Annotated in this window: 18 protein-coding genes and 1 pseudogene; 7 read left to right on the top strand and 12 right to left on the bottom strand. The window is 28.4% G+C overall.

The window, feature by feature from the left end; translation table 11 throughout:
* The first annotated feature begins 148 nt into the window (after window positions 1-148).
* From OW730_RS09735 to OW730_RS09720, 4 genes are all read left to right on the top strand, one after another.
* A complete protein-coding gene (locus tag OW730_RS09735; protein WP_271228829.1) occupies window positions 149-1,453 on the top strand; it encodes an MFS transporter in 1,305 nt (434 codons plus the stop codon).
* Window positions 1,454-1,683: 230 nt separating this feature from the next.
* Window positions 1,684-2,988, top strand: coding sequence for an MFS transporter (locus tag OW730_RS09730; RefSeq protein WP_271228828.1), 1,305 nt, complete (start codon window positions 1,684-1,686; stop codon window positions 2,986-2,988).
* Between the two features lie 103 nt (window positions 2,989-3,091).
* The gene (locus OW730_RS09725) at window positions 3,092-3,448 is read left to right on the top strand and encodes a CidA/LrgA family protein (RefSeq protein ID WP_271228827.1); all 357 of its coding nucleotides are present in this window, start codon (window positions 3,092-3,094) and stop codon (window positions 3,446-3,448) included.
* A gap of 13 nt (window positions 3,449-3,461) precedes the next feature.
* On the top strand, window positions 3,462-4,163 hold the full coding sequence (locus OW730_RS09720) for an LrgB family protein (RefSeq protein WP_271228826.1): 702 nt from the start codon (window positions 3,462-3,464) through the stop codon (window positions 4,161-4,163).
* 62 nt (window positions 4,164-4,225) lie between these two features.
* Here OW730_RS09720 and OW730_RS09715 read toward each other — a convergent pair whose 3' ends face one another.
* From OW730_RS09715 to OW730_RS09700, 4 genes are read right to left on the bottom strand one after another with little or no spacing between them, the layout of a single operon-like run.
* Window positions 4,226-4,774, bottom strand: coding sequence for a DUF4231 domain-containing protein (locus tag OW730_RS09715; RefSeq protein ID WP_271228825.1), 549 nt, complete (start codon window positions 4,772-4,774; stop codon window positions 4,226-4,228).
* 25 nt (window positions 4,775-4,799) lie between these two features.
* Window positions 4,800-7,616, bottom strand: a complete 2,817-nt coding sequence (locus tag OW730_RS09710) for a hypothetical protein (RefSeq protein WP_271228824.1) — start codon at window positions 7,614-7,616, stop codon at window positions 4,800-4,802.
* Window positions 7,609-9,666: a hypothetical protein gene (locus OW730_RS09705; RefSeq protein ID WP_271228823.1), complete on the bottom strand. Its 2,058-nt coding sequence runs from the start codon at window positions 9,664-9,666 to the stop codon at window positions 7,609-7,611. The genes OW730_RS09710 and OW730_RS09705 overlap by 8 nt, the downstream gene beginning before the upstream one ends.
* A 23-nt stretch (window positions 9,667-9,689) precedes the next feature.
* A complete protein-coding gene (locus tag OW730_RS09700) occupies window positions 9,690-10,685 on the bottom strand; it encodes a hypothetical protein (RefSeq protein WP_271228822.1) in 996 nt (331 codons plus the stop codon).
* Between the two features lie 103 nt (window positions 10,686-10,788).
* On the opposite strand from OW730_RS09700, the gene istA reads away from it, so the two are divergent.
* Entirely contained in the window at window positions 10,789-12,006 is a 1,218-nt protein-coding gene (gene istA, locus OW730_RS09695) for an IS21 family transposase (RefSeq protein ID WP_271224840.1), read from the top strand.
* A 4-nt stretch (window positions 12,007-12,010) separates the two neighbouring features.
* Window positions 12,011-12,778 (top strand): IS21-like element helper ATPase IstB, encoded by a 768-nt coding sequence (gene istB, locus OW730_RS09690; protein WP_271224841.1) that lies wholly within the window; start codon window positions 12,011-12,013, stop codon window positions 12,776-12,778.
* Window positions 12,779-12,802: 24 nt separating this feature from the next.
* Here the strand turns inward: istB and OW730_RS09685 are convergent, their stop codons facing one another.
* The 7 genes and pseudogenes from OW730_RS09685 to OW730_RS09655 all read right to left on the bottom strand — a co-directional run bounded on the left by OW730_RS09685 (window position 12,803) and on the right by OW730_RS09655 (window position 20,148).
* Window positions 12,803-13,669, bottom strand: coding sequence for a hypothetical protein (locus OW730_RS09685; protein WP_271228821.1), 867 nt, complete (start codon window positions 13,667-13,669; stop codon window positions 12,803-12,805).
* 209 nt (window positions 13,670-13,878) lie between these two features.
* A complete protein-coding gene (locus OW730_RS09680) occupies window positions 13,879-15,129 on the bottom strand; it encodes a hypothetical protein (protein WP_271228820.1) in 1,251 nt (416 codons plus the stop codon).
* Window positions 15,130-15,357: 228 nt separating this feature from the next.
* The gene (tnpB, locus tag OW730_RS09675) at window positions 15,358-16,446 is read right to left on the bottom strand and encodes an IS200/IS605 family element RNA-guided endonuclease TnpB (RefSeq protein WP_271229510.1); all 1,089 of its coding nucleotides are present in this window, start codon (window positions 16,444-16,446) and stop codon (window positions 15,358-15,360) included.
* 16 nt (window positions 16,447-16,462) lie between these two features.
* Window positions 16,463-16,573 (bottom strand): annotated as a pseudogene (locus tag OW730_RS09670) (IS200/IS605 family transposase); the annotation flags it as partial.
* A 183-nt stretch (window positions 16,574-16,756) separates the two neighbouring features.
* On the bottom strand, window positions 16,757-17,062 hold the full coding sequence (locus tag OW730_RS09665) for a hypothetical protein (protein ID WP_271228819.1): 306 nt from the start codon (window positions 17,060-17,062) through the stop codon (window positions 16,757-16,759).
* Window positions 17,063-17,467: 405 nt separating this feature from the next.
* Window positions 17,468-18,766, bottom strand: coding sequence for a TldD/PmbA family protein (locus OW730_RS09660; protein ID WP_271228818.1), 1,299 nt, complete (start codon window positions 18,764-18,766; stop codon window positions 17,468-17,470).
* A 2-nt stretch (window positions 18,767-18,768) separates the two neighbouring features.
* A complete protein-coding gene (locus tag OW730_RS09655; protein ID WP_271228817.1) occupies window positions 18,769-20,148 on the bottom strand; it encodes a TldD/PmbA family protein in 1,380 nt (459 codons plus the stop codon).
* A gap of 227 nt (window positions 20,149-20,375) precedes the next feature.
* Here OW730_RS09655 and OW730_RS09650 point away from each other — a divergent pair.
* Window positions 20,376-21,712 (top strand): IS3 family transposase gene (locus OW730_RS09650; protein ID WP_442945378.1). Its coding sequence is split into 2 segments (ribosomal slippage): window positions 20,376-20,757 and window positions 20,757-21,712, totalling 1,338 coding nucleotides; the frame shifts between segments, so codons are not numbered across the junction.
* 72 nt (window positions 21,713-21,784) lie between these two features.
* On the opposite strand, the gene sstT is transcribed toward OW730_RS09650, so the two are convergent.
* Entirely contained in the window at window positions 21,785-23,023 is a 1,239-nt protein-coding gene (gene sstT, locus OW730_RS09645; RefSeq protein ID WP_271228816.1) for a serine/threonine transporter SstT, read from the bottom strand.
* Between the last annotated feature and the right edge of the window lie 168 nt (window positions 23,024-23,191).

Here is a 23,191-nt window from a genome sequence, read left to right as displayed (position 1 = left end):
CCTAAATTGCATTCCTAACATACATATAATATACTTCCTTCATAAACATTACCAATTTAGTATTTTTATCTAATAATATTAAATAAAAATACTTTTTCTTTAATATTAATAATAGTGGATGTTAAAACAATATTAAGGGGGTTATATAATGGAAAAGACTGAAACATTGACTGCTGAAAGTACTCAATGTAGTGAACTTCACGTAAAAAAAGAAAGTGAAGTTTCAAAACTATGGAATAAAAACTTTTTTCTATTGTGGCAAGGACAACTTGTTTCAGCATTTGGGGATGTAATTTACTCTATTGCTTTAGGTTTCTGGATTATGCAAAAAACTGGTTCTACAGCACTTATGGGTAGCTTAGTGGCTGTATCTTCTATTCCTAGAATAGTTATCTCTCCATTTGCAGGAGTTTTAGTAGACAGATGGGATAGAAAAAAATTAATAGTCTTAATGGACTTTATAAGAGGTGTGGCAATTTTATTCGTGGCAGCTACTGCTTTATTCGGAGGTTTACAGATATGGATGGTTTTTGCTGCTGGAATTATACTTAGCTGTTGTTCAGCATTTTTTAATCCAAGCATAAGTTCAACCATGCCTGATATTGTACCTAAATCAAAACTTGTTAAAGCAAACTCAGCAATGAATATTGTTTATACAGGTTCAAATTTAATTGCTAATCCTTTAGGAGGAATTCTTTTTAGTATACTCCATGCACCTATAATGTTCTTAGTTAATGGTATATCTTATATTTTTTCTGCCTTTACAGAACTATTTATAAAAGTACCTAAAATAGAAAGGGAAAATGTAGAAAATAATTTCTGGAGAGAATTTAAAGATGGCTTTAAATTTATATGGAATTTTAAAGGTCTAAGAAAACTGGTTACAGCAGCATGTGGATTAAACTTTTTTGCCACTATGGCACTTGTACTTCTCATTCCTTTCTTCCAAAAAACACCAGGATTAGGATCTGGTAAATACGGATTTGCTATGTCTGCACTAAGTATAGGATCAATTTTAGGAATGGTCTTTTCATCTTCAGTAGATGTACCCTATTCAAAGCGTTTTGCTTTGTATTCAGTATTTGCCTTAGCATTTCCTTTTGTTATGGGAACTTTCCCATTTTCACCTTATATTTTAATGTTAGGCTTATTATTTGTCGGTGGTTTCTGTATAGCAATAATAAACGTATATATAGGTGCCACTATTCAAATTGTGGTTCCTCAAAATATGAGAGGAAAAGTATCATCCCTTCAGAGTACCTTAGTAATGGGTTTGACTCCAATATCTATGGCTCTAGGAGGAGTACTGGCAGAATTTATACCAATAAAATATGTTATATCAACAAGCTTCATGTTTACTTTATTAGGAATGATTTCTTTATTGTTATCAAAGGATTTTAAGAACCTAATTAACTTCAATCCTGATGAACAGACACTTCAAGATATAATGTAAACTTCAGAAATAAAAATCATTGATTGCAAAAATGCATCAGTGATTTTTTTACAATTCTCATGACATTTAATATACTTTATTGACAAATTTTGTTACACATAGTACACTTTTACAATAAAGCTTACCAATTTAATCTCTTTATGTAATATAATTAAAACTTTTTTTCCTATATGCATTTTTAAAAATTTCAATATAGTATTTTATGAAACAAAATTTAAGGGGGTATTACAATGGAAAAAACAGAAACATTGATTACCGAAAGTACTCAATGTAATGAACTTCACGTACAAAAACAAAGTGAAGTTTCAAAACTCTGGAATAAAAACTTTTTTCTATTATGGCAGGGACAACTTGTTTCAGCCTTTGGGGATGTAATTTATTCTATAGCTTTAGGTTTTTGGATAATGCAAAAAACAGGTTCAACAGCACTTATGGGAACTTTAGTGGCTGTATCTTCTATTCCTAAAATTGTTATTTCTCCATTTGCAGGAGTATTAGTGGATAGATGGGATAGAAAAAAACTAATAGTATTAATGGACTTTATAAGAGGTGTAGCAATTTTATTTGTAGCTGCTGCAGCTTTATCAGGCCACTTACAAATATGGATGGTATTTGCAGCAGGAATCATTATTAGTTCATGTTCAGCATTTTTTAATCCAAGTATAAGTTCAAGTATACCTGATATTGTACCTAAATCTAAGCTTGTTAAAGCAAATTCAGCACTAAGTATTGTTTATACTGGTTCAAGTTTGATTGCTAATCCATTAGGTGGAATTCTTTTTAATATACTCCATGCACCAATTATGTTCTTGTTTAATGGAGTATCTTATATTCTCTCAGCCTTTACAGAAATGTTTATAAAGGTTCCTAAAATTGAAAGAGACAATGTAGAAAATAATTTTAGGAGAGAATTTAAAGATGGATTTAAATTCATATGGAATTTTAAAGGTTTAAGAAAACTAGTTACTGCTGCCTGTGGATTAAACTTCTTTGCTAATATGGCATTTGTGCTTCTTATTCCTTTTTTCCAAAAAACTCATAGTTTAGGTTCTAGTAAATACGGCTTTGCAATGTCAGCTTTAAGCATAGGCTCAGTTTTAGGAATGCTCTTTTCTTCATCTGTAGATGTACCATATTCAAAGCGGTTTATTATGTTTTCAATAGGTGCTTTAATATTTCCATTTGTTATGGCTGCATTTCCATTTATGCCTTATATTTTAATGTTATGTTTATTATTTATTGGTGGTTTTTGTTTAGCAATAATAAATATTTATATAGGTGCCACTACACAAATTGTAGTACCTCAAAATATGAGAGGAAAAGTATCAGCCCTTATGAGTACCTTACTTACGGGGTTAACTCCAATCTCTATGGCTTTTGGTGGAGTTCTAGCAGAGTTTATACCAATAAAATATGTAATATCAACAAGTTTCTTGTTAACTTTAGTTGGAATGCTCTCTTTAATATTATCAAAAGATTTCAAAAACCTTATAAACTTCAATCCTGATGAACAAACTCTTGAGGATATAATGTAAAAAAATGTCTGTGTACCTGGTACACAGACATTTTTTTACTGTTTAATTGACTAATATAAAATAAAAGCATAAAATGAGATAGGCTGTACAAGGAGGTGCTAGAATGAAGATTTTTAAGCAATTAACTTTGATATTAATAATATGGGCTGTAGGAGAATATTTTAGTTCTTTATTAACAAATATAGTTGCAATTCCTGGAAGCATTATTGGTATGATACTTCTATTCTTTTTACTGCTAACTAATATAGTAAAACTTGAACATATTAAGGAAACTAGTGATTTTTTACTTAATAATATAGCTTTCTTTTTTATACCCTCTGGAATTGCATTATTAAATTATATGGATATACTCAAAGCCAATTGGTTATCCCTTTCAATAATTATAATACTGAGCACAATTATTGTTATGGGAGTTACATCACTTGTAGTAAATTTTATGATAGGTAAAAAAGAAAGTTGAGGTTATGAAAAAAATGTTTAATATATTAGAGACACCTATTTTCGGATTAGTAATTTCAGTTGTATGTTTTGAAATTGGAATCATATTAAGTAAGAAAACAAAATTTCCTTTGTTTAATCCGTTATTAGTAGCTATGGTTATGATAATAGGAATAATGCTTACTTTTAATATTCCCCTTGAAAAATATGAATCAGGTGGGGATATGATAAAGTTCTTTTTATCACCAATAACTGTTATATTAGCAGTACCTCTATATAAACAAATTAAAGAATTCAAAAAATACATGATACCAATAATGGTTGGAATAAGTATTGGAGTATGTACATCCTTTGCCTCAGTAATACTCCTTTCAAAAGCTACTGGAATAAGTGACAAGCTAACATTATCTCTTATTCCAAAATCTATAACAACACCTATGGGAATTGCCTTAAGCGACACCATTAATGGAATATCTGGGATTACAGTAGTGGCAGTTATCCTTACTGGAATATGTGGTGCTGTTATATCACCAATAATATTTAAAATTCTTAGAATAACACATCCAGTTGCAAAAGGAATTGGATTAGGCACTTCAGCTCATGCTGTAGGAACATCAAAAGCAATTGAAATGGGTGAAGTAGAAGGTGCTATGAGTGGTGTTTCTATAGGAATAGCTGGAATAATTACTGTAGTTTTAGTTCCAATATTGTTGGAGGTATTTTCTTTTATTTTTTAGATATATTTAAAAAGGTACCTATATAGGAATTTCTTCTATATAGGTACCTTTAATAAGATTGATTATCCATTATCATCACTGTTATTTTTATCTGCTACATTTATTACTTCATTATCTTTTTTCTTTAAATAGGTACTCCAATTATCTACATCATCATCAATTACACTTTGGATGTTATTCATCAAGATAAATTCAATATTTTCTTCATCATTTACTTTATTTGCATTGTTTATAAACCATCTAATCTCTTTCTTAACCTTTTCAGCCAAAGTTCTATATCTTATCCATGAGAGCTTATAATTTTTCAAATACATTATTGAAGCCAATATATTACTTATAACTGCTAGAAAACTTACTATATATTTTAATTTAGCATCTTCAATAGAATTAATAAATGGAATACTAGCTGTAATTATTATTACTGCAATGCTTACTATATTGAATTTTTTCCTATTACTATCCCCTCTTTGAATATAATCTTTAAGATGATATGTAACTATATCAAGGGTTTGTTTTGAGATTTCTTTTTCATTATACATGTCCTCTAACAAATCTCTATAAATCTTAATTTCACTTTCTTGTTTCTTGTTTAGTATTTCTTTGTTAAACATAAAACTTCCCTCCAAAACAACTGTATTATTCTCTCAGGGATCTTATTATCTCCTCAATCTCTTTAATTTTACTGTGGATATCATATTCATCTTCCTTTATAAAACTAGTTCTTATTCCATTCTCTCTAATTCTATCTATCCAAAACAACACATCTTCTCGTGCATACCCCTTTTCAATTAATGAATAAAATATATAGGATAATTCACTGCTTATATTTGTGTTAAAAACAGATGGATCATCAGAATTTATAGTTACAATTATTCCATTCTCTTTTTTTATATCTTTCTTTAAACCTCTTTGATTGAGATTAAATATATAGTGTTCCAGTATGCTATCAATCTGCCCTATTGCAATATTGGAAGTGGGATTTGTTTCAATTACTATTCCTTCTTGACTTATTTTAGAAAGAACTATCTTTTGTAAATTTTTAATAATTGGAATTTCTTCTTTTTTAACTTCAATTTCAATAGGCTCATTCATTTTTTCAAGATAACATTTACAGTGATGTGATAAAAGCAACTTATCTTCATCCCACATATCTCTTCTATAGCTATACTCAAGATTACTCAATGTTTTATTCTCGTGAGCATATGGACAAAAAATATCATTAAGTTTTTGTTCTTCTACTTTCTCACTAAATTTCTCAATGATTTTTTCTCCGTTAAATTTCTTTCTATATGCTTTCCAAAGATTATATACAGTAATTCCTTCCATCCTTATATATATTTTTTCAGCACATTCTAGAATTTTTCGTTCTAAATATCCCATATCCATCTCTGTTAAATAATCATTATCTTTATGAATCCCCCATATCCATAACATATTCTCAAGGTGTTCAATTCGAGGAATAATAATTATCCTATTATTTTCAACCCATTTCTCCCCATAAATTCCTAAAGCAATACCATGACCAATCCTATCACCAGCATGAAATTTAAAATGCTCAATTACCTCATCAACTCTTCTAATACCTGTTATAATATGCCTAAAGTCTTCCCCTGCATGAAAAGTAAATCCTAAGTTATTTATGACTTTATTATTCTTAATATTTATAGGTATGCGTTCACTGCTCATCCTTGCTTTTTTATACACTGATGTAAAAACCCAAGGATCAGTATTATTCTCTATACTAGCTGAGTCAATACCTATGATATACTTATCCAAGTTAACTATCTTTTCTCTAAGTTCATTGATAACTTCTATTTGATTTTCATAGCAGCACTGATGTTCTTTAAAATTTAAAAAATAATTTTCATCACTGTTTTTATAATTCAACCAACACTTTTCATATATAAACGGGTCACGTGATTTTATAAAATGAAAAACTAATCCAATTAGCGGTTCGTGCATATCTTCTGATTGATTTTCCATATCCTTTAATATCTCAAGATATACTTCAAAGAAGTCCCTTAAAAAATCCTTAGTATTATTTCTTAAACTATATATATTTTGAGGATTTCCTTTTACAGTACACCTTAACTCTAACTTTTTAAGATGATTATTTTTAATTTGATTATGTAGAATTAATCCAATGTGTTCTTTTCTGTCCATAACATTATTAGTTGATCTATCATAATAATCTGAAAAATATTTCAACCCTTTTATCAAATTTCCTTGAACTTTTAATTGAAATACCTCATTTTTAATGATAATATACTTTGAAAATATCCTTGAAAAAAACACATCTTTAGGTTCTGCCATAATATATTTAATTGATTTAAACATAAATAAGTTTTCTATTGTATAATCCGTTAGATTCTCCTTAGAACTCAACACCTTATGAATTACATCTCTCTTACATAAAATCTCATTCCACTTTAAAAATGATGTTTCCATATTCTCATAAATATTTAATTCAAATTTTAACTCTTCATAAATATCAACTATTTCACTTTCATAATTCTTACTTATCTCATTCCCATTACAAACTTCAGTTAAAAGTTTCATAATACGTGCTGAAAGTGATTGCTCCTTCCCTTTCTCAAAAATACACATTCTATTATAAAATTCAAACATACTATTTTGAGTTTCTACAGCAATATTTTCGGAATAGCATCTAAGATAATATGATAGAAGTATTCTTACTACTGCCATAACCTTAACATATATATTAATATCAAAATTTTTTCCTATAACCTTATCTTGCTCTAACAAAAGCATATTTTGTTCTTTCTTATTTCTGTCTAATGACATTAACTCTATCCAGGATACTTGAAAATCTATTCCTGCATTCATATGGAGATGAGTTTCTCCCAATCCTTTTCTATAAATCTGTTCTAATTGAACATCTTCTAGAGTTACAAAAGAGGGGAATATCTTTAAATACTCTTCTTCTAACATATTATTATTTATTAGATATACCATTACTAAAATATCTGTAGTAATCATCCTGTTCATTGAATTCCAAAAAGCTATCTTATATATTCCTTTATAAGGACCTAAGAAATTTTTTTCCTCTTCAGCCTCCCAATATTTTAATGAAATCTTACCATCTCTATGAGTTAGTAAATAAGAACTTAACTTACAAAGTCTTTTGAGATAAACATACATCATATTTTCATGTTCTGAATAACCTCTTCTAATTTCATTTTCTGGATAGTATTTCTTAATTAATAGTTCAACCTGATCTAATTCAAGTATTCTTTGATTTCTATGTAGTATTTTATATATCTCCGGAAGAATCTCTTTTTCAAATTTATCAGTATAGTTTTCATCATCATTATTGTATATTTTTGGACCTAATCTTGCTAAAATCTCAAACTTATCCTCTTTATAAAACTCAAATTCAGTAAAAGGCAAAGATAATAGCTTTATTCTTAAATCCATCTTTGATTTAAACATCTTCACCACCTGCAATATTGATATACTGTTTTTCTTTCATTGTTATATATCCTTCAAATCCACTATTTTTAATATCATTAACATGTTTCTTAAGTTCTTTTCTTAAACCCCAAAAATACTCATTCATTTTTTTATTCACTTCTCTTTTAGAACAACTTATATCCTTATATGAATCTAGTAAAACTTTTAGTTGAAAGATATTATTAATAAACTCACTTATAGTAATTTGTTTAATCTTATCAAATCTATATGTATCTTTCTCTTTATTAACTTCATTAAAATATTTATCAAATATTTTTTTAATTTCTTCTAGATCCGTTAAGTATTCTTTTACTTGATTATAGTTGTAATTAAATTTTTCATTTCCTCTAACTTTCTTCAAAAGATTATCAAAGCTTCGCTGTGCTTTTTCAAGCTCTACATCATCAAGTTCTGATAAAATTCTTTTTATATTTCCATCGTATTCTTTTCTGAACTCCAAATCAAAGTTTGTGAAAATATATCTTGTCTTATTTAAAAGTTGACTGTGATAATGTGCATACTCGAATTCTAGTAATTCATTGATAATCTTATTTATTATTTCATGAATGAGATTTAAGTGATATTCAAGGGGATCACTATTTTGACCTTGTTTATTATTTATAACATCTTGATAGTCATTGAATGCATGTAATAACCTTAATTCTTCAAAAATTAGATTTCTATCAAAAAAATACTTCTTAAAATCTTTTTCTTTGTATTTATTAATCATATTCCTTATTATTTGATTTTTACATTTATTTTCTATATTAATCATTTCTTCAGAAATATTTAAGATTTCTTCTTTCTTTTGGTTTATTTTATTTCGAATAAAATCTAGCTCTAGATTAATTTCTCCCCATTGCTCTAGGACATCTGAATTAAAAGCTTCAGTTAATAATTGTAATCTATTATAATTCTTTATATAACTTTTATAATTATTAATAGATTCATTAATAGCATGATTTTCTTCTAATTTATTCTCAAGGATCTTAAGTGTTTTATCTCTCTTTCCTTCGTCTATTTTATATGTGCTTTTTTCATATTTCAAAGATTGAGCTATATATTTTTGTACAAAATCATCTGTGTTAACAAAATAATATTGCTGGATGATTTCTTCCATTTTGTTTTTTACTATTGTTTGAATATAATTTGTATATATAGTATTTTTAAATTCTACTTTAACAAACTCATCTATCTGAATCTCTTTCTTTTTCTTTTGAATTTTTGATTTAGTGATTTCTTTTAAAATATTAGAATCAATTTTATCTTCCAACTCCAACATTGAGTCTTTACATTCCATTATGTCTTTTTCTAATTCTTGTATTATCCTATCTATATCCCTAGTAATTCCATCCTCACCTTTACTATTTTGTTCTATTTCCCTACCCCATATAATTTTCTGATATTTTCTTAATTCTCTAATCTTTTCGTCTAGTTCACTACTCAATAAATCTATACCTTTATCAGTATCATTTTCTTCATTTTTCTTTCTAAGATATTTATAATAGAAATCAAAATTATATATTTGAGATATTTCTTTAAACCCTTCAACAATGCTCATTCTTCTGATTTTTTGTATATTATATTCACTAGGAATATTACTTTGTATATCAATACTTAAAAATTCATAACTTTCCTTACGTCTATTTTTGTATTCTTGTATGCTTTTATTTATCAAATCTATAATTATCATTCTATTAATTTGATTTTGCTTATTTATATTTTGTTTCATTACATCGATTCTATCTGTCTCAAGCTCAAACTCATCATTCTCAATTAATTTTTCATTTAACCTTTGTTCAAATGAATTTATATTATCAATACATTTTTCTTTATTACTCTTAGCATGAAAAAATATAATATCTACATTTGATTCAACCCACTCATTGTCTTTAAAATATATTTTTTTCATATGCTCAATAATTTCACTGTATTCACCACTCATATCTCTTTCTTTATAAGATTCCAAAATACTATTATATATACTTTTAAAGTACTTATAATGAAAATATATATCTTTATCAATCATACTATAAACCCCACTTTACAATACTATTCATCATTTTTATTTTTATTTTTCTTGTTACTATTTACATAATTAGCTCTTATCTCAACTTTTAACTTATGATAAAAATTCAAGATAAAATCTAATTCGTCAGTTTCCTCTATCAGCTTATTTCTTATACTTTTATTAAGTTCAAACATATTAATAAACTTAGAGATAGGATTTCTTAAAATTTTATCTGTATAAATAATTCCTAATTGCTTATTTGTATTACCAATGCTAATAATGATTTTTTCAATAAAAATCCCTAAGATATTTATATTTATTATCTTTTCTAATACTAAATTTTTATTCGTATTTTTTCCTTTTAAAAAAGTTTCATATAAAGAAAACAGATAATCATAATTTAATATAATTTTTTCCTTACTCTCCTCTTGTGTTTGTATTAAATATATAACTCTATTGATACTCTCTTCATTTTCTGCTAAAAAATCATTTGAGCTTATAAGAACATCAATGAACCTCTTTATCTCCACTAAATTCCATACAGCTTTTCTTATATTAATTGTTTCTTGATTTTCAATTTTACTTTCTTCTATTTGGATTTTTTTAGCCATTCTATATAAATAAACATATACATTTATCAAACCTCTTGGCTTACTATCTAAGATGTCTAGGAATAGATTTGACCACTTTAATTTTCCATATCCATTGAAGTTATATTCCACTAACTCCTTAATGTTCATTTTACTTAATAAATCTTTACTATCCTCATAGTATTTATAGTTTATTTTTTGATCATCATTCATTATAGGCATCTTATATCTATACGCTGTAGGCATAACCTTTTTTAAATACTCTCTACTTAATTCTTGTTTAGAAATAAGAGCAGATTTGTCTACATAGTTTAAATACTTAACATTTAATAATGATTTTTCAATCAATCCACTCTTTTTTAAAAATTCAATTGTTAGAGTCTCATGAAAAACACAATAATCACCAGAAATAAAAATAACTATATTTGGATGGGTTAAAAACTTCAATATGTAAATTATATAATCAAATTAGCCAAAAATTATAATCTCAAACTACACAAATTTGTACATTTTTTAGTATAATATTTCAAAAAAAGTTAGGAGAAATATTATGAGAAAAGATGTGTCAAATCAAATAAATTTAATAAGAGAGGAGATAGATTTATTGAATAAAAGCGAATTAGCTAGACGATTTAATTGCGATAGAAGAACAATCGATAAGTACTTAACAGAATCAAATAGTTCTACAAGAAAACCTAGAGTTATTAATGGGAAACTTGATGATTATAAAGAAATAGTTAAAGATAAAGCTGATAACTATGGATCTACTTCAATGGCTATATTCAAATTTATACAGAAAAAAGGCTATACAGGAGGATACCAAACAGTAAATAGTTTTGTGAAAAAACATAGAAAATCACAGGTGAAAAAAGCAACAATAAGGTTTGATACAAGTCCAGGACTTCAAGCTCAAGTAGATTGGAAAGAAAGTATAAAAATGATTAATAAGGAAGGTGAAGTATTTGAAGTAAATATATTTTTGATGGTTCTAGGATATTCAAGACTAAAATATTTGAAATTAACAATGGATAGAACTCAAAAAACTCTGTTTGAATGTTTATTTGAAGCTTTTAGATATTATCAAGGGATACCTAAAGAAATACTTTTCGATAATATGTCCACGGTAGTGGATAGGAATACTACTTCTTTTAAAAATGTATCCATAAATAAAAATTTCAAATACTTCTCTATGGATGCTGGGTTTGATGTAATCACATGTAGACCATATAGGCCTCAAACTAAAGGTAAAGTAGAAACTCTAGCGAAGCTAGTGGACAGGCTAACGCCTTTTAATGAAGAATTCAATACATTTGAAGATTTAGAGAAGATAGTAGAATCATTTAATCATGATATTAATAGTGAAATTTCACAAGCAACGAACGAGGTACCATTTATAAGATTTGAAAAAGAAAAAGAGTATTTAAACCCGTTACCTACAATGGATATCCTTCTATCATATTTCCACCACGAAAAAGAATATAAGGTATCTAATGAATCCATGATTAGATATAAAGGTAAAAAATACTCCGTTCCAACCTGTTATATAGGTTGTTATTTAACCGTTTCAGAAATAGAATCTGAACTTTATATTTATTATACTAAAGATTTAGTTGCTTGTCATAAGATATCCGATAAAACTTTTCACTATAAAAAAGATCATGCAAAAGAAATACTACTTTCAAATGCTCTGAGCCATTATGCAGAAGATGATGTAGAACTTTTTATTGAAGAAAACTTAAAGAATATGGATATTTTTTTAGAGGAGTGATTAAATGAGTAATTATAACAAACTACTTAATAACCTTGAAACACTGAAATTAGAGAAATTTAGAAGTTTTCTGCCAAACTTCTTAGATGAAATAACTAATAAGGATCTTACATTTATTGATGCTTTATTAGCATTGACAGAGAAAGAATTAGAATTTAGAAATGAGAGAGCTTCAAGGATTCAGATAGCTGTATCTGCATTTCCTTTTGAAAAAACTTTGTCAGATTTTGATTTCGATTTTCAACCTTCAATAAACAAAACTCAAATATTAGATTTAGAGAGTTTAAGGTTCATTGAAAATAAAGAAAACATACTATTCTTTGGTTCTTCAGGGGTTGGAAAAACTCACTTAGCTGTAGCACTTGGTGTTGCTGCAGCTAAGAAAAGACATTTAACTTATTTTATATCATGTCATGATTTAATTATGCAGCTCAACAAAGCTCATGCGGAGAATAGATTAGAAACAAAATTAAAACACTATGCAAAGTACAAGTTATTAATTATTGATGAAATAGGTTATCTACCAATTGATAAACAAGGTGCTAACCTATTGTTTCAATTAATAAATAAGAGATACGAGAAAAATTCAACTATTATAACTACCAATCAACCTTTTAGTAAATGGGGTGAAGTTTTTTCAGATATTACACTTGCTAACGCAATATTGGATAGACTGATTCATCATTCAAGTATTGTTAAAATCACTGGACCATCCTATAGATTAAAAGGAAAGATAGAGGTAATGGAAAGTAAGAAAATCAAAAATCAATAATTATAATAATTGTACATTTTGAGATTATAATTTTTGTGCATTTTGGGATTGACATTTACACAATACAGTGTCTAACACATCAAAACATTTCTCAATACTTATATCAACATCATCAAAGAATATGAAAATCATAGGTTCTGTCTCAGTATCTTTACCACCTTTAAAATAACTTTTCTTTTCTATAATCAACCTATCAATAAATTTATTGAAAATTTCTCTTAATTCTATATCTGCTGAAGTAATTTTATCTCTATACCTAATAAAATCACTATCTCCTCTTACTTGTGAATTAAATAAATTTTTAATATATAACTCACGTCTATATTCATATGCCTTCTTTAATTCATCTATTGCTTTTCTAACTTCACTCTTATTGTTCTTTACACACCCATTGAAGTGATGATCATGGTCATAGTAACTTTTAATATTTTTATCTATTTCCTCCATATCTTCCATTTCATTTTCTAAACAATTTATTACCCATCCAAGAGAATCATTATAATCTCCCATGTAATCAGGTATTATTAATGGCAAAACAAAATCTCTTCTCATGTTTCCTTTTAATATGAAAGGATTTTCATTTATAGAAATATTATATTTTAAAGTTAAAAGAGTTGATGTTTTACCTTTCCCTCTTCCTCCAAGTATTGATATTATGTTGTAATGAACATTTCTAGATTCTTTCAGTACCCGTCTTTCATAATTAGGTATATATGATTTACTAATTGCTTCATTTTCCTGACTTACTATTGCAGCCTGTTTCCTGAATTCCTTTATCTGGTCATATATATTTTCATAATCAGGTAGTAAATTCTTCATAATGCCTGGTTGCAGAATTCTCGCACCAATTTTTACACTCTCTTTATTGAACTCCTCAATAGAATAATCCATCCTCATATACTCCTTTATTTCTAAATAATAACTTATTGCATAATAATTATCCAAACCCAAAATGTAAATGTATTTATTTAAATTATACCCATTTTTTTACATATCAAACTATGTAATTGATTTTATTTAAGTTTTCAAGCATAATAAAAAGACCTATTTTTGATAGGCCTTTTTATTATGCTTTTATATGAAGTTTATAAGGAAGTACATTAATATCCAATAACGCCTCTAGTATCCTTCAATTCATTACGTCTTTTATCTAATAGTTTTTCAATTCTCTCATAGAATTCTTTATTATTATTTCTAATATTCTCTGGTAAATCGTGAAAATTAACTTCAAAATTGATTTTTCTATTAATCGTTTTACCATTATTTACTTCTAACTTACCTCCTCCCTTAGTCTTAATTTCCCCATTTACATTAATATTTAAAATATCCTCACTATTATCTTCAGTTGTTAATTCAATTGAACTTAGACCATTTACTATTCTACTTTTGAAAATATCTTTAAATTCACTTTCTTCTGTAAATAACCATACTAAATCCTCTATAACACTCTCATCAAAAGAATGTTCTTTTTCATATTTTTCATAGATTGTTTTATTTTTTGTACTTACATTTCTTTTATTTCCCCCAATTCCTACTGTTACTGCATTTGATGGGATATTAAAACTAATTTTACCTCCTTTAATATCACTGGTTGTATCACTTATTTTACAGGTCACCTCTTTTGCACCTAAAGCTCTTAATATTTTTATTCTTTCTTGAAGAATATCTTCCATAAGAATAGAATCATAATTAGTGAACTTTATTAGTGTTTTCTTAAAATATGGATGACCTATATAATATTCATCAATCATTGGTAATTCATTGTTAATTATATTGAGTTTAAATCTTTTAATGTCTTTTTTATTTAATATTAATTCAACATGTTTTTCTTTTTCTTCATAGTTATATGTTATCTTTTTATCATCTTCTTCGAACTTATATAATATTATTTTATTAACTTTTGCTTCAATACCATTCAATAGAAAGCCTTGAAAATTATTTATGAAATCATCCAGAAAATTATTTTCTTTCACTTCTTCTAACACTATATCATCAACAATATCTACAGAGTTAAACACATTAATCAAGGCACCTACTGCTGTCCTCTTATTTTTAATATGCAACTTAGGATCTTTCATTTGATTAAATAATAACTCAGCATATTTGACTAATGAAACATTTCCATTTTTCGAAGTATTATCTTTAATTTTCCGTATAATTGTCTTTTCTTTTTCTAATATTTTATTTATCTTGTCTTGATCAATTTTTTTACCAAACTCTTCAATAATTTTTTCTTTATTATCAATAGAAGAATTAATCGAGTATACTACTCTATTACATAGTGGACATGAATAATTATCTTCCTTTTTTACATTTAGTTCTAGCTGACATTTTAAACATATGTATTTCATCCATTACACCTTCCTTATAAATATAATTCAACTAATTAAAATCGTTTATATGTATTATTAACCAAAAAAGTATTAAATAAACTATTCAGTCTTTATAAACACTAGAACTATTAGTGAACTACCCTCCACTTACTTCATTGAAGTGGGGGCTTCTTGGTCAATACTCCCAATGGAGCAAGTTTACCCAAGCTTACAAGGTCGCACCGACCTTATTAGTTATTACCAAAACTATATAGCTAGTTTCAGTAGATTTTTACTTGCATTTATATCTCTATCATGCTTCGCATTACAGTTAGGACAAATCCACTCTCTGAGCCCTAAGTTTTTCACTTCTTTGTTTTTATAACCACATTCAGAACATAATTGACTACTAGCATAATTCGATGGTGCTATAACTATCTTTTTGTCATTCCATTCTGCCTTATATTCTAACATTCTTCTAAACTCAAACCATGATACCTCACCTATTGCCTTTGATAGCTTATCATTCTTCATCATATTCTTTACTTTTAAGTTTTCTATAACTATTGTTTGGTTTTCACAGATTAGTTTAGTAGATAACTTGTGTAAAAAATCTTTTCTTTGATTGGTAATCTTCTCATGGAGTCTTGCGACTTTTAATCTAGCTTTATATCTGTTATTACTTCCTTTTTTCTTTCTTGATAAGTCCTTTTGTAGTTTTTTAAGTCTTTTTTCTGATTTTCTTAACCATTTAGGATTGTCATATCTATCACCATTGGAGCATATAGCAAACTCTTTCAAGCCAACATCAACACCTATTTTATTTTCTACTTTTGGCAACTTTATATTTTCAGTATCAACCAATATTGAAACATAGTATTTATTACTTGGTGTTTTTGTTATAGTACAACTCTTTATTAATCCAGTGAATTGTCTATGCAATTTTATTTTAATCATAGATTTCAATTTAGGAATCTTAATATATCCATATTCAATACATACAGTTCCGTTTTGATTATTAGTTGTGTAACTGTGATAATTACTTTTCTTACTTTTGAACTTAGGAAATCCTACGGATTTATCCCTAAAGAAATTTTTATAAGCTTTATTCAAGTTTAATTGGGCATTGGCTAAAGCTAAACTATCAACTTCTTTTAACCAAGGGAATTCTTTTTTATATTGTGCAGGAGTTGGATATTTCACTTTTTTTATGTCTAGATCTTTGTTTTCTTCATAAGATTTTATCCTATCAGCTAACATTTTATTGTATATGAATCTAGTACAACCAAATGTTTTAGCCAAATATAATCTTTGCTCTGAATTAGGATAGATTCTATATTTATAAGCTTTTAACAACTCCCTCACCTCACTTTTTACCTTGATTTTGAATATATTTCTTTATTACTTCTCTTCTATACTTTATAACTAATACAATATCATAATGCAATAAGAACACTGAATGATTATTTGTATCTAATTTCATTATTATCACCCATTTCTATTATTAACTACTGATTATATTTTAATGCAAAAATAATAGGAGAAAGTTATTTTTACACATTCATCTCCCACTTGTAGAAGATGGGAGACTTCTGCTAGTTACGTTAAATTATAGATTTAACTAAAAAAAGACCTATCATTTCTGATAAGTCTTCACTCTAACTTTTTACATTATAAGACTAACAACTTCCACCTCAATATTTCCTCTATATGCATCCTCTCCAGCTTTCACAGCTGGTACGATAACTAATTTTAAAGCTCTATCCTTTAGTAAATACTTCTCATCTGATTTCAATACTTTAAGTTCTCCCTTTAACTTGTTCCATTCTTCATAAAATTTAATCTCACTTAGTGATGAATTGAAAAAGTTTCCTTTATAACTATTACTTCTTGAATTAAAATCCCATCCATAAATCAATATCCCTACTGTAATTAGTAATAAGATCAATATTATCTTTTTATTATGTTTCATATTTTTATACTCCCTAAATATTATTTCACCTTTTAGATAGCAACTCTTTCTCTTTCAAAAATTCAAATAACCTATCATCATATCTTTTATCACTAACACCCTCAAGACCATTCCATTTAATTTTAATACCATTTTCATATTGAATTATTTCTTAAAAAATGAATAATCCACTTCCTAAAATAATCAAGAATATAATACAACTTATAACAGCTAATTTTATTTTACTCATAATCATACCTCTTTTTAATTATATTATTTTTAATATATATTTAATTCCATTCTAAACCATTACAAACTATTTTTGTATTAACAATTTTAAAACATAAATAAACACCTAGATAAACTTTTTATGTTTATCTAGGTGTTTATAACACTTATTGCCATTCAAATTTATCTAATCAATATTTAAACTTTTCCAGAAATAGTAACTCCTTTAGCCTGAACCCAAGGCAATATAGAACTACCAAAGTTTACTCTTTCACTTGATATATCAACTATATCATTGAATAAGTCATATAGATTTCCTGAGACCATAGTTTCAGTAATAGCATGCTTTATTTCCCCATTTTCAATATAGAAACTATTTTTTGCAACACCTGAGAAATCACCATTACTATTTGGATATCCTCCTGAGAATCTTGAGATAAGAATTCCCTTTTTAGTGTTTTTAACCATCTCTTCAAAAGATTTATCACCTGGGTCTACTACAAAAATATCCCCTGAGTTCTTAGCTCTTTCTACCCCTGTCTTGTTAGCACCATACAATCCTAAAACAAATGATTTTAAAACCCCTTTTTCAATTATTGAGAAATCTTCTGCTTTAAATCCATCTCTAGTTACAAAATACCCACCTGCAATTTCATCGCTAGTTGGATTTGAACTAAATGTAAGCTTTTCACTTGCAATCTTTTCATTTAAACTATCCTTTAGTCTGCTGGTTCCACTTATTAGTGCGCCATCAGCTAAAAATACTGCAAGATAATAATATAAAATTGAACCTAAACAATCTGGTGTAATTATAATATCACCAACAAACTTATCTAAAAGCGGCTTTGCATCTAGTTCTTGAACAGATTGAGCCATTATACTTCTTATTGTACCTAACTCTATAAGATTTTTGCCAATTTCTTTTAAAGAAATACCAGTATAGTTAAAGGAGGATGTTTTCTTTCCATCTTTTGCTGTGAACATTACTTGCAATTCATATTTCCCTTTATTTGTAACAAAGTCAACTCCATTAGTATTGCTAAAGTATTGCTTTGATACTGTAAACTGAAATATAGATTCCTCAAACTTAATTTTAGGAAACTCTTTAGCTACAGCTTCACATAATCCCTTTGATAAATCAAACATTTTCTCTAGTTCAGGTTCACTGTTTCCAGCATTGAACTCTTCTGCTGGTTGATAAGGAGCTATATCATTAGCTTCATCAGCCTGAGATGAGTTACATAACTCTATTGCATTATCGATAGCAGTGTCTACTGCCTCTTTATTAGTCTTATTTATTGATATAGATCCCGCTTTATTATCATTAATAACCTTAACATTTAATGAGCTGTCCATTGTTGTTCTAAGTAATGAGATTTCTCCATGATTTATGTTAAACTCATATTTATCACTAGTTGTATAAACACATTCCCCTTTGTCTATACCCTTATCTTTGATAGCTTGTAGACAATAATTAGTTATTTTTCTTCCCTTCATAATTATCTACCTCCTATATTTATTTTACATTTTATTGCTGGTCCGCCCATTCCCACAGGAATTGGTTGCTTTTTACCACACATACCTGCTGCTGACCATGACATATCATCCGAAACCATTGTTACTGTCTTTAAAACATCAAATGCAACACCTGATATTGTAGTATCTTTTATAGCTCGCCCAAGTTTACCATTTTTGATTTCATAACCTAAGGTTACTCCAAACATAAACTCACTTGTAGAATCAGCTTGACCATTACTTGGTTTAATTAAGTAATATCCATCTTCTATAGAAGCAATCATATCCTCAAGCTTGCTTTTTCCAGGTAGAATAGCTGTATTTCTCATTCTTATTAATGGCTCATCATTAAATTGATATGCTCTACCGTTACCAGTAGCTTCAACGTCAAAATAATTTGCTGAATCTCTATTGTGCATAAAACTTTTTAATACTCCATCTTCTATAATTGTTACATCCTTTGCAGTTACACCTTCATCATCAATATAAATAGGTATTGGGCACTGCTTACCTAATGCAGTGTTTGCAAAGTCAACTAATGTTATAAGTTCACTTGCCACTTTCTCATTTAAATAATCACCCGCTACAGAGCCCCCTAATACTATATCTGCCTCAGTAGTATGTCCAATAGCTTCATGAGCAAGTATACCCGCTAAGTCTGCATCAAGTATACATTCCTTAAGTCCAGCTTCAGCAAAAACACCATCACACTTTTTCTTAAGATGCTCATATGTCTCGTCAATTTTCTCAAATATCTTCTCTGTACTTTCAAAGTTATCTTCAAATTGACCAGCATCACCAACTAAACCTCCTACCTCAGTTACTTCCCCATTTTTTTCTATTTTCATTGCAATATACACAAAGCTTCTTGGAGTAAATGTATACGCTGAAGCTCCCTGAGATGTAATAAGGTTCTTTTCCATATCAAGAGTGCTTAAAACAACGGTTCTACTGCTCAAATCAGTGTACTTTTTATCAATGTATTCATCAACTTCTTTTAAGAATCCCATAACTTCGCTTTGAGTAGATCTTCTTTTCTTTGTTGAAAGATCTTTCTCCACCGAATCTTCAAAAACCGAGAATCCTTCTGAATTTTTAGATATTTTACTTCCTAATAAATTTGCATTATTATTAGCAGACTCTATTACAGCTTTTATTGTTTCTTCATCCATATCAGTTGCAGATGCAAATCCCCAAGAACCATTGCAGCGAACCCTTGCACTAACCCCACTCTTTTCTTCCTTTGAGTTTTGTACCATATTACCATTTAACATAACTATTCTTTGATCAAGATTTCTTTGAGTTCTTAGTTCTGTATAGTTTGTACATCCATTTAAATACTCAGATAAATTTCTAATAATCATATTGTCCCTCCCATATCAAATATCTTTAATCACAAATTGCGCATATATTATAATATTTCTGTGTTACCATAAAAATACTATATTAGTGATTTATTTATAGAAATTTTATAAAAAAAACCTCTATGGTAATCTAAAATGTACCCTATAGAGTAGACACTATAAAAAAAGTCTACTTTATAGGGTATTTTTATGTATAATTAAATAAATGAGAATTCGGGGGATAAAAAATGAGTAAAAAGATATTTACAGAAGAACAAATAGAAACTTTGGCACAAAACAAATACGTAAAAAATGTCACTAATAAAGCAATTACGTATACTGATGAATTCAAAAAAATCTTTATAGCTGAGAATCAGAACGGAAAATTCCCTAGAGAAATATTCGAAGAATGTGGATTTGATGTAGATATCATAGGAATTGAAAGAGTAAGATCATCTGGTAAAAGGTGGAGAGCTGCTTATAGACATAATGGTGTATGTGGTTTAGCTGATACAAGAAGAAACAATTCAGGAAAGCCAACAACTAAAGAGCTTTCTTTAGAGGAGAAATATGCACGACTCCAAGCACAAAATAATTTACTGAAAGCTGAGAACGAACTTCTAAAAAAGCTCGATATGATGGAAAGGATGATGACGCGAAAGAAATAAAAATACTTCCTAAGGACAAGTTTATAATAATAAGAGATACAGTTAAAAAATATAACTTGAAAAATATGATTAGTTATTTATGTAATCTATCGGGCGTATCAAGGTCAGGATACTATAATTATTTTTCTGCAACAGCCATGGAATCAAGAAATAAGCGAGAGCTTTGTGATGAAGTAGCAAAAGACTTGATTTTAAAAGCATACAAGTTCAAGAATCGTAAAAAAGGTGCTCGTCAAATTAAACTGACATTAGACGGTCAGTTTGGTATTGTATATAATTTAAAGCGTATAAGGAGAATAATGAGAAAATACAACATTGTTTGCCCCATAAGGAAGGCTAATCCTTATAGAAGAATGGCGAAAGCCACCCATGAGCACAGAGTTGTCCCTAATTTATTGAATAGAGAGTTTAAACAAAATATCCCCGGAAAAGTACTGCTTACAGATATAACTTATCTAACGTATGGTAATAACAAAAGAGCATATCTATCTACGATTAAAGACGGTTCTACTAATGAGATACTAGCTTATAACGTAGCCACTAGCTTATCGCTAGATATCGCCACTGATACAATATATAAATTATTGAATAATAAAGATATTACTCTTGCCCCTGATGCCTTTATCCATTCAGATCAAGGAGCACATTACACTAGCCCCAATTTCCAAAAGTTAGTGAAAAGTTTTGGATTAGGACAATCAATGTCTAGACGAGGAAATTGTTGGGATAATGCACCTCAAGAATCATTCTTTGGACATTTTAAGGATGAGGCTTACATTAAATCATGCACAGCTCTGGACGAGCTTAAAGATGAAATAGATGAATACATGGATTACTATAACAATTACAGATATCAATGGAATTTAAAGAAGATGACTCCTGTATCATTCAGAAATCATCTTCAAGCTGCTGCATAGTCTTTTTTTATAATGTCCTTGACAAAGGGTACATTTTAATCCATAGAGGTTTCTTAATATCTAAACACTATTTTATTTTTTCTTACTAATAACTATTTTCTTTCCTTCTTTTCTCCATTGTGCAAACTCAGCTACTGCTGTGAAAAGTGCATCTGTTGAAGAGTTAAGTGCTGTTTCAGCAGAGTCTTGAATAACTCCTACAACAAATCCTACACCAACTACTTGCATTGCTACATCATTTGGAATACCAAATAAACTACATGCTAGAGGAATTAATAGTAATGAACCACCAGCTACTCCTGAAGCTCCACAAGCACTTACTGCTGAAAGTATACTTAATATTAATGCTGTACCAATATCTACTTGAATACCTAATGTGTTAACTGCTGCAAGTGTTAATACAGAGATTGTAATTGCTGCACCAGCCATGTTTACAGTGGCACCAAGTGGAATTGACACTGAGTAATTATCTTTATCTAAACCTAATTCTTCACATAAAGTCATGTTAACTGGAATATTCGCAGCTGAACTACGTGTAAAGAATGCTGTTATACCACTATCCTTTAAGCACTTTAATACAAGAGGATATGGATTTTGACGAATACCTATGAATGTTATTAATGGATTTACGATAAATGCCATAAACAACATACATCCAACTAATAAAACAAGTAAACTTCCATAGCTCATTAAAGCACCAATACCTTGTGTAGCAATTGTATCAAATACAAGACCCATAATACCAAGTGGCGCTAAACTAATTACCCATCTTACAACTTGAGATAATGCATCTGAGAAATTACTAATCATTGTTTTAGTAGTATCTGGTGCATTTTTTAAAGCAAGACCAAGTAGTAATGCCCAAGTTAATATACCAATGTAGTTAGCATTAAACAATGCTTTTACTGGGTTATCTACTACATTCATAAGCAATGCTTTTAATACCTCAACAACTCCGCCTGGAGGGGATACACTTTCTACTCCTGCTCCAAGTGTTAAAGATACTGGGAATAGGAAGCTTGCTATAACAGCAACAAGTCCCGCCAAAAATGTTCCTAAAAGATATAGTACAACTATTGATTTCATATTAGTTTTATGACCACTCTTATGTTGAGATATGGCCGACATAACTAAGAAGAATACCAATATTGGTGCAACTGCTTTTAAAGCACCTACAAATAAAGAACCGAAAATTGCGATTGGTTTTGCTGCATTAGGTGCAATAAGAGCTAAAATAATACCAACGATTAAACCAATTATAATTCTTTTAACCAAACTCAATCGATTCCATTGTCTTAATAAATTTTTCATTATCTTTCCCCCCTCTAATAATTGAAAAACATCCTTATCCGAATCAAAATTTACTGGAATTTAAAATCCGTTTTTGCAAGTCACTTTATCCACTCTTGCATATTCCTGAAAAATTTTATAATTCTGATGTAATTCAAAGTTTATCACGAATTTTGCTAAATTTCAAGC

Origin of the sequence: Oceanirhabdus sp. W0125-5, from assembly GCF_027938815.1 — a bacterium.
Taxonomy (GTDB): Bacteria; Bacillota; Clostridia; order Clostridiales; family Clostridiaceae; genus Oceanirhabdus.
Note: the sequence above shows the minus strand (reverse complement) of the source record. Positions and strands in the feature narration are given on the sequence as shown.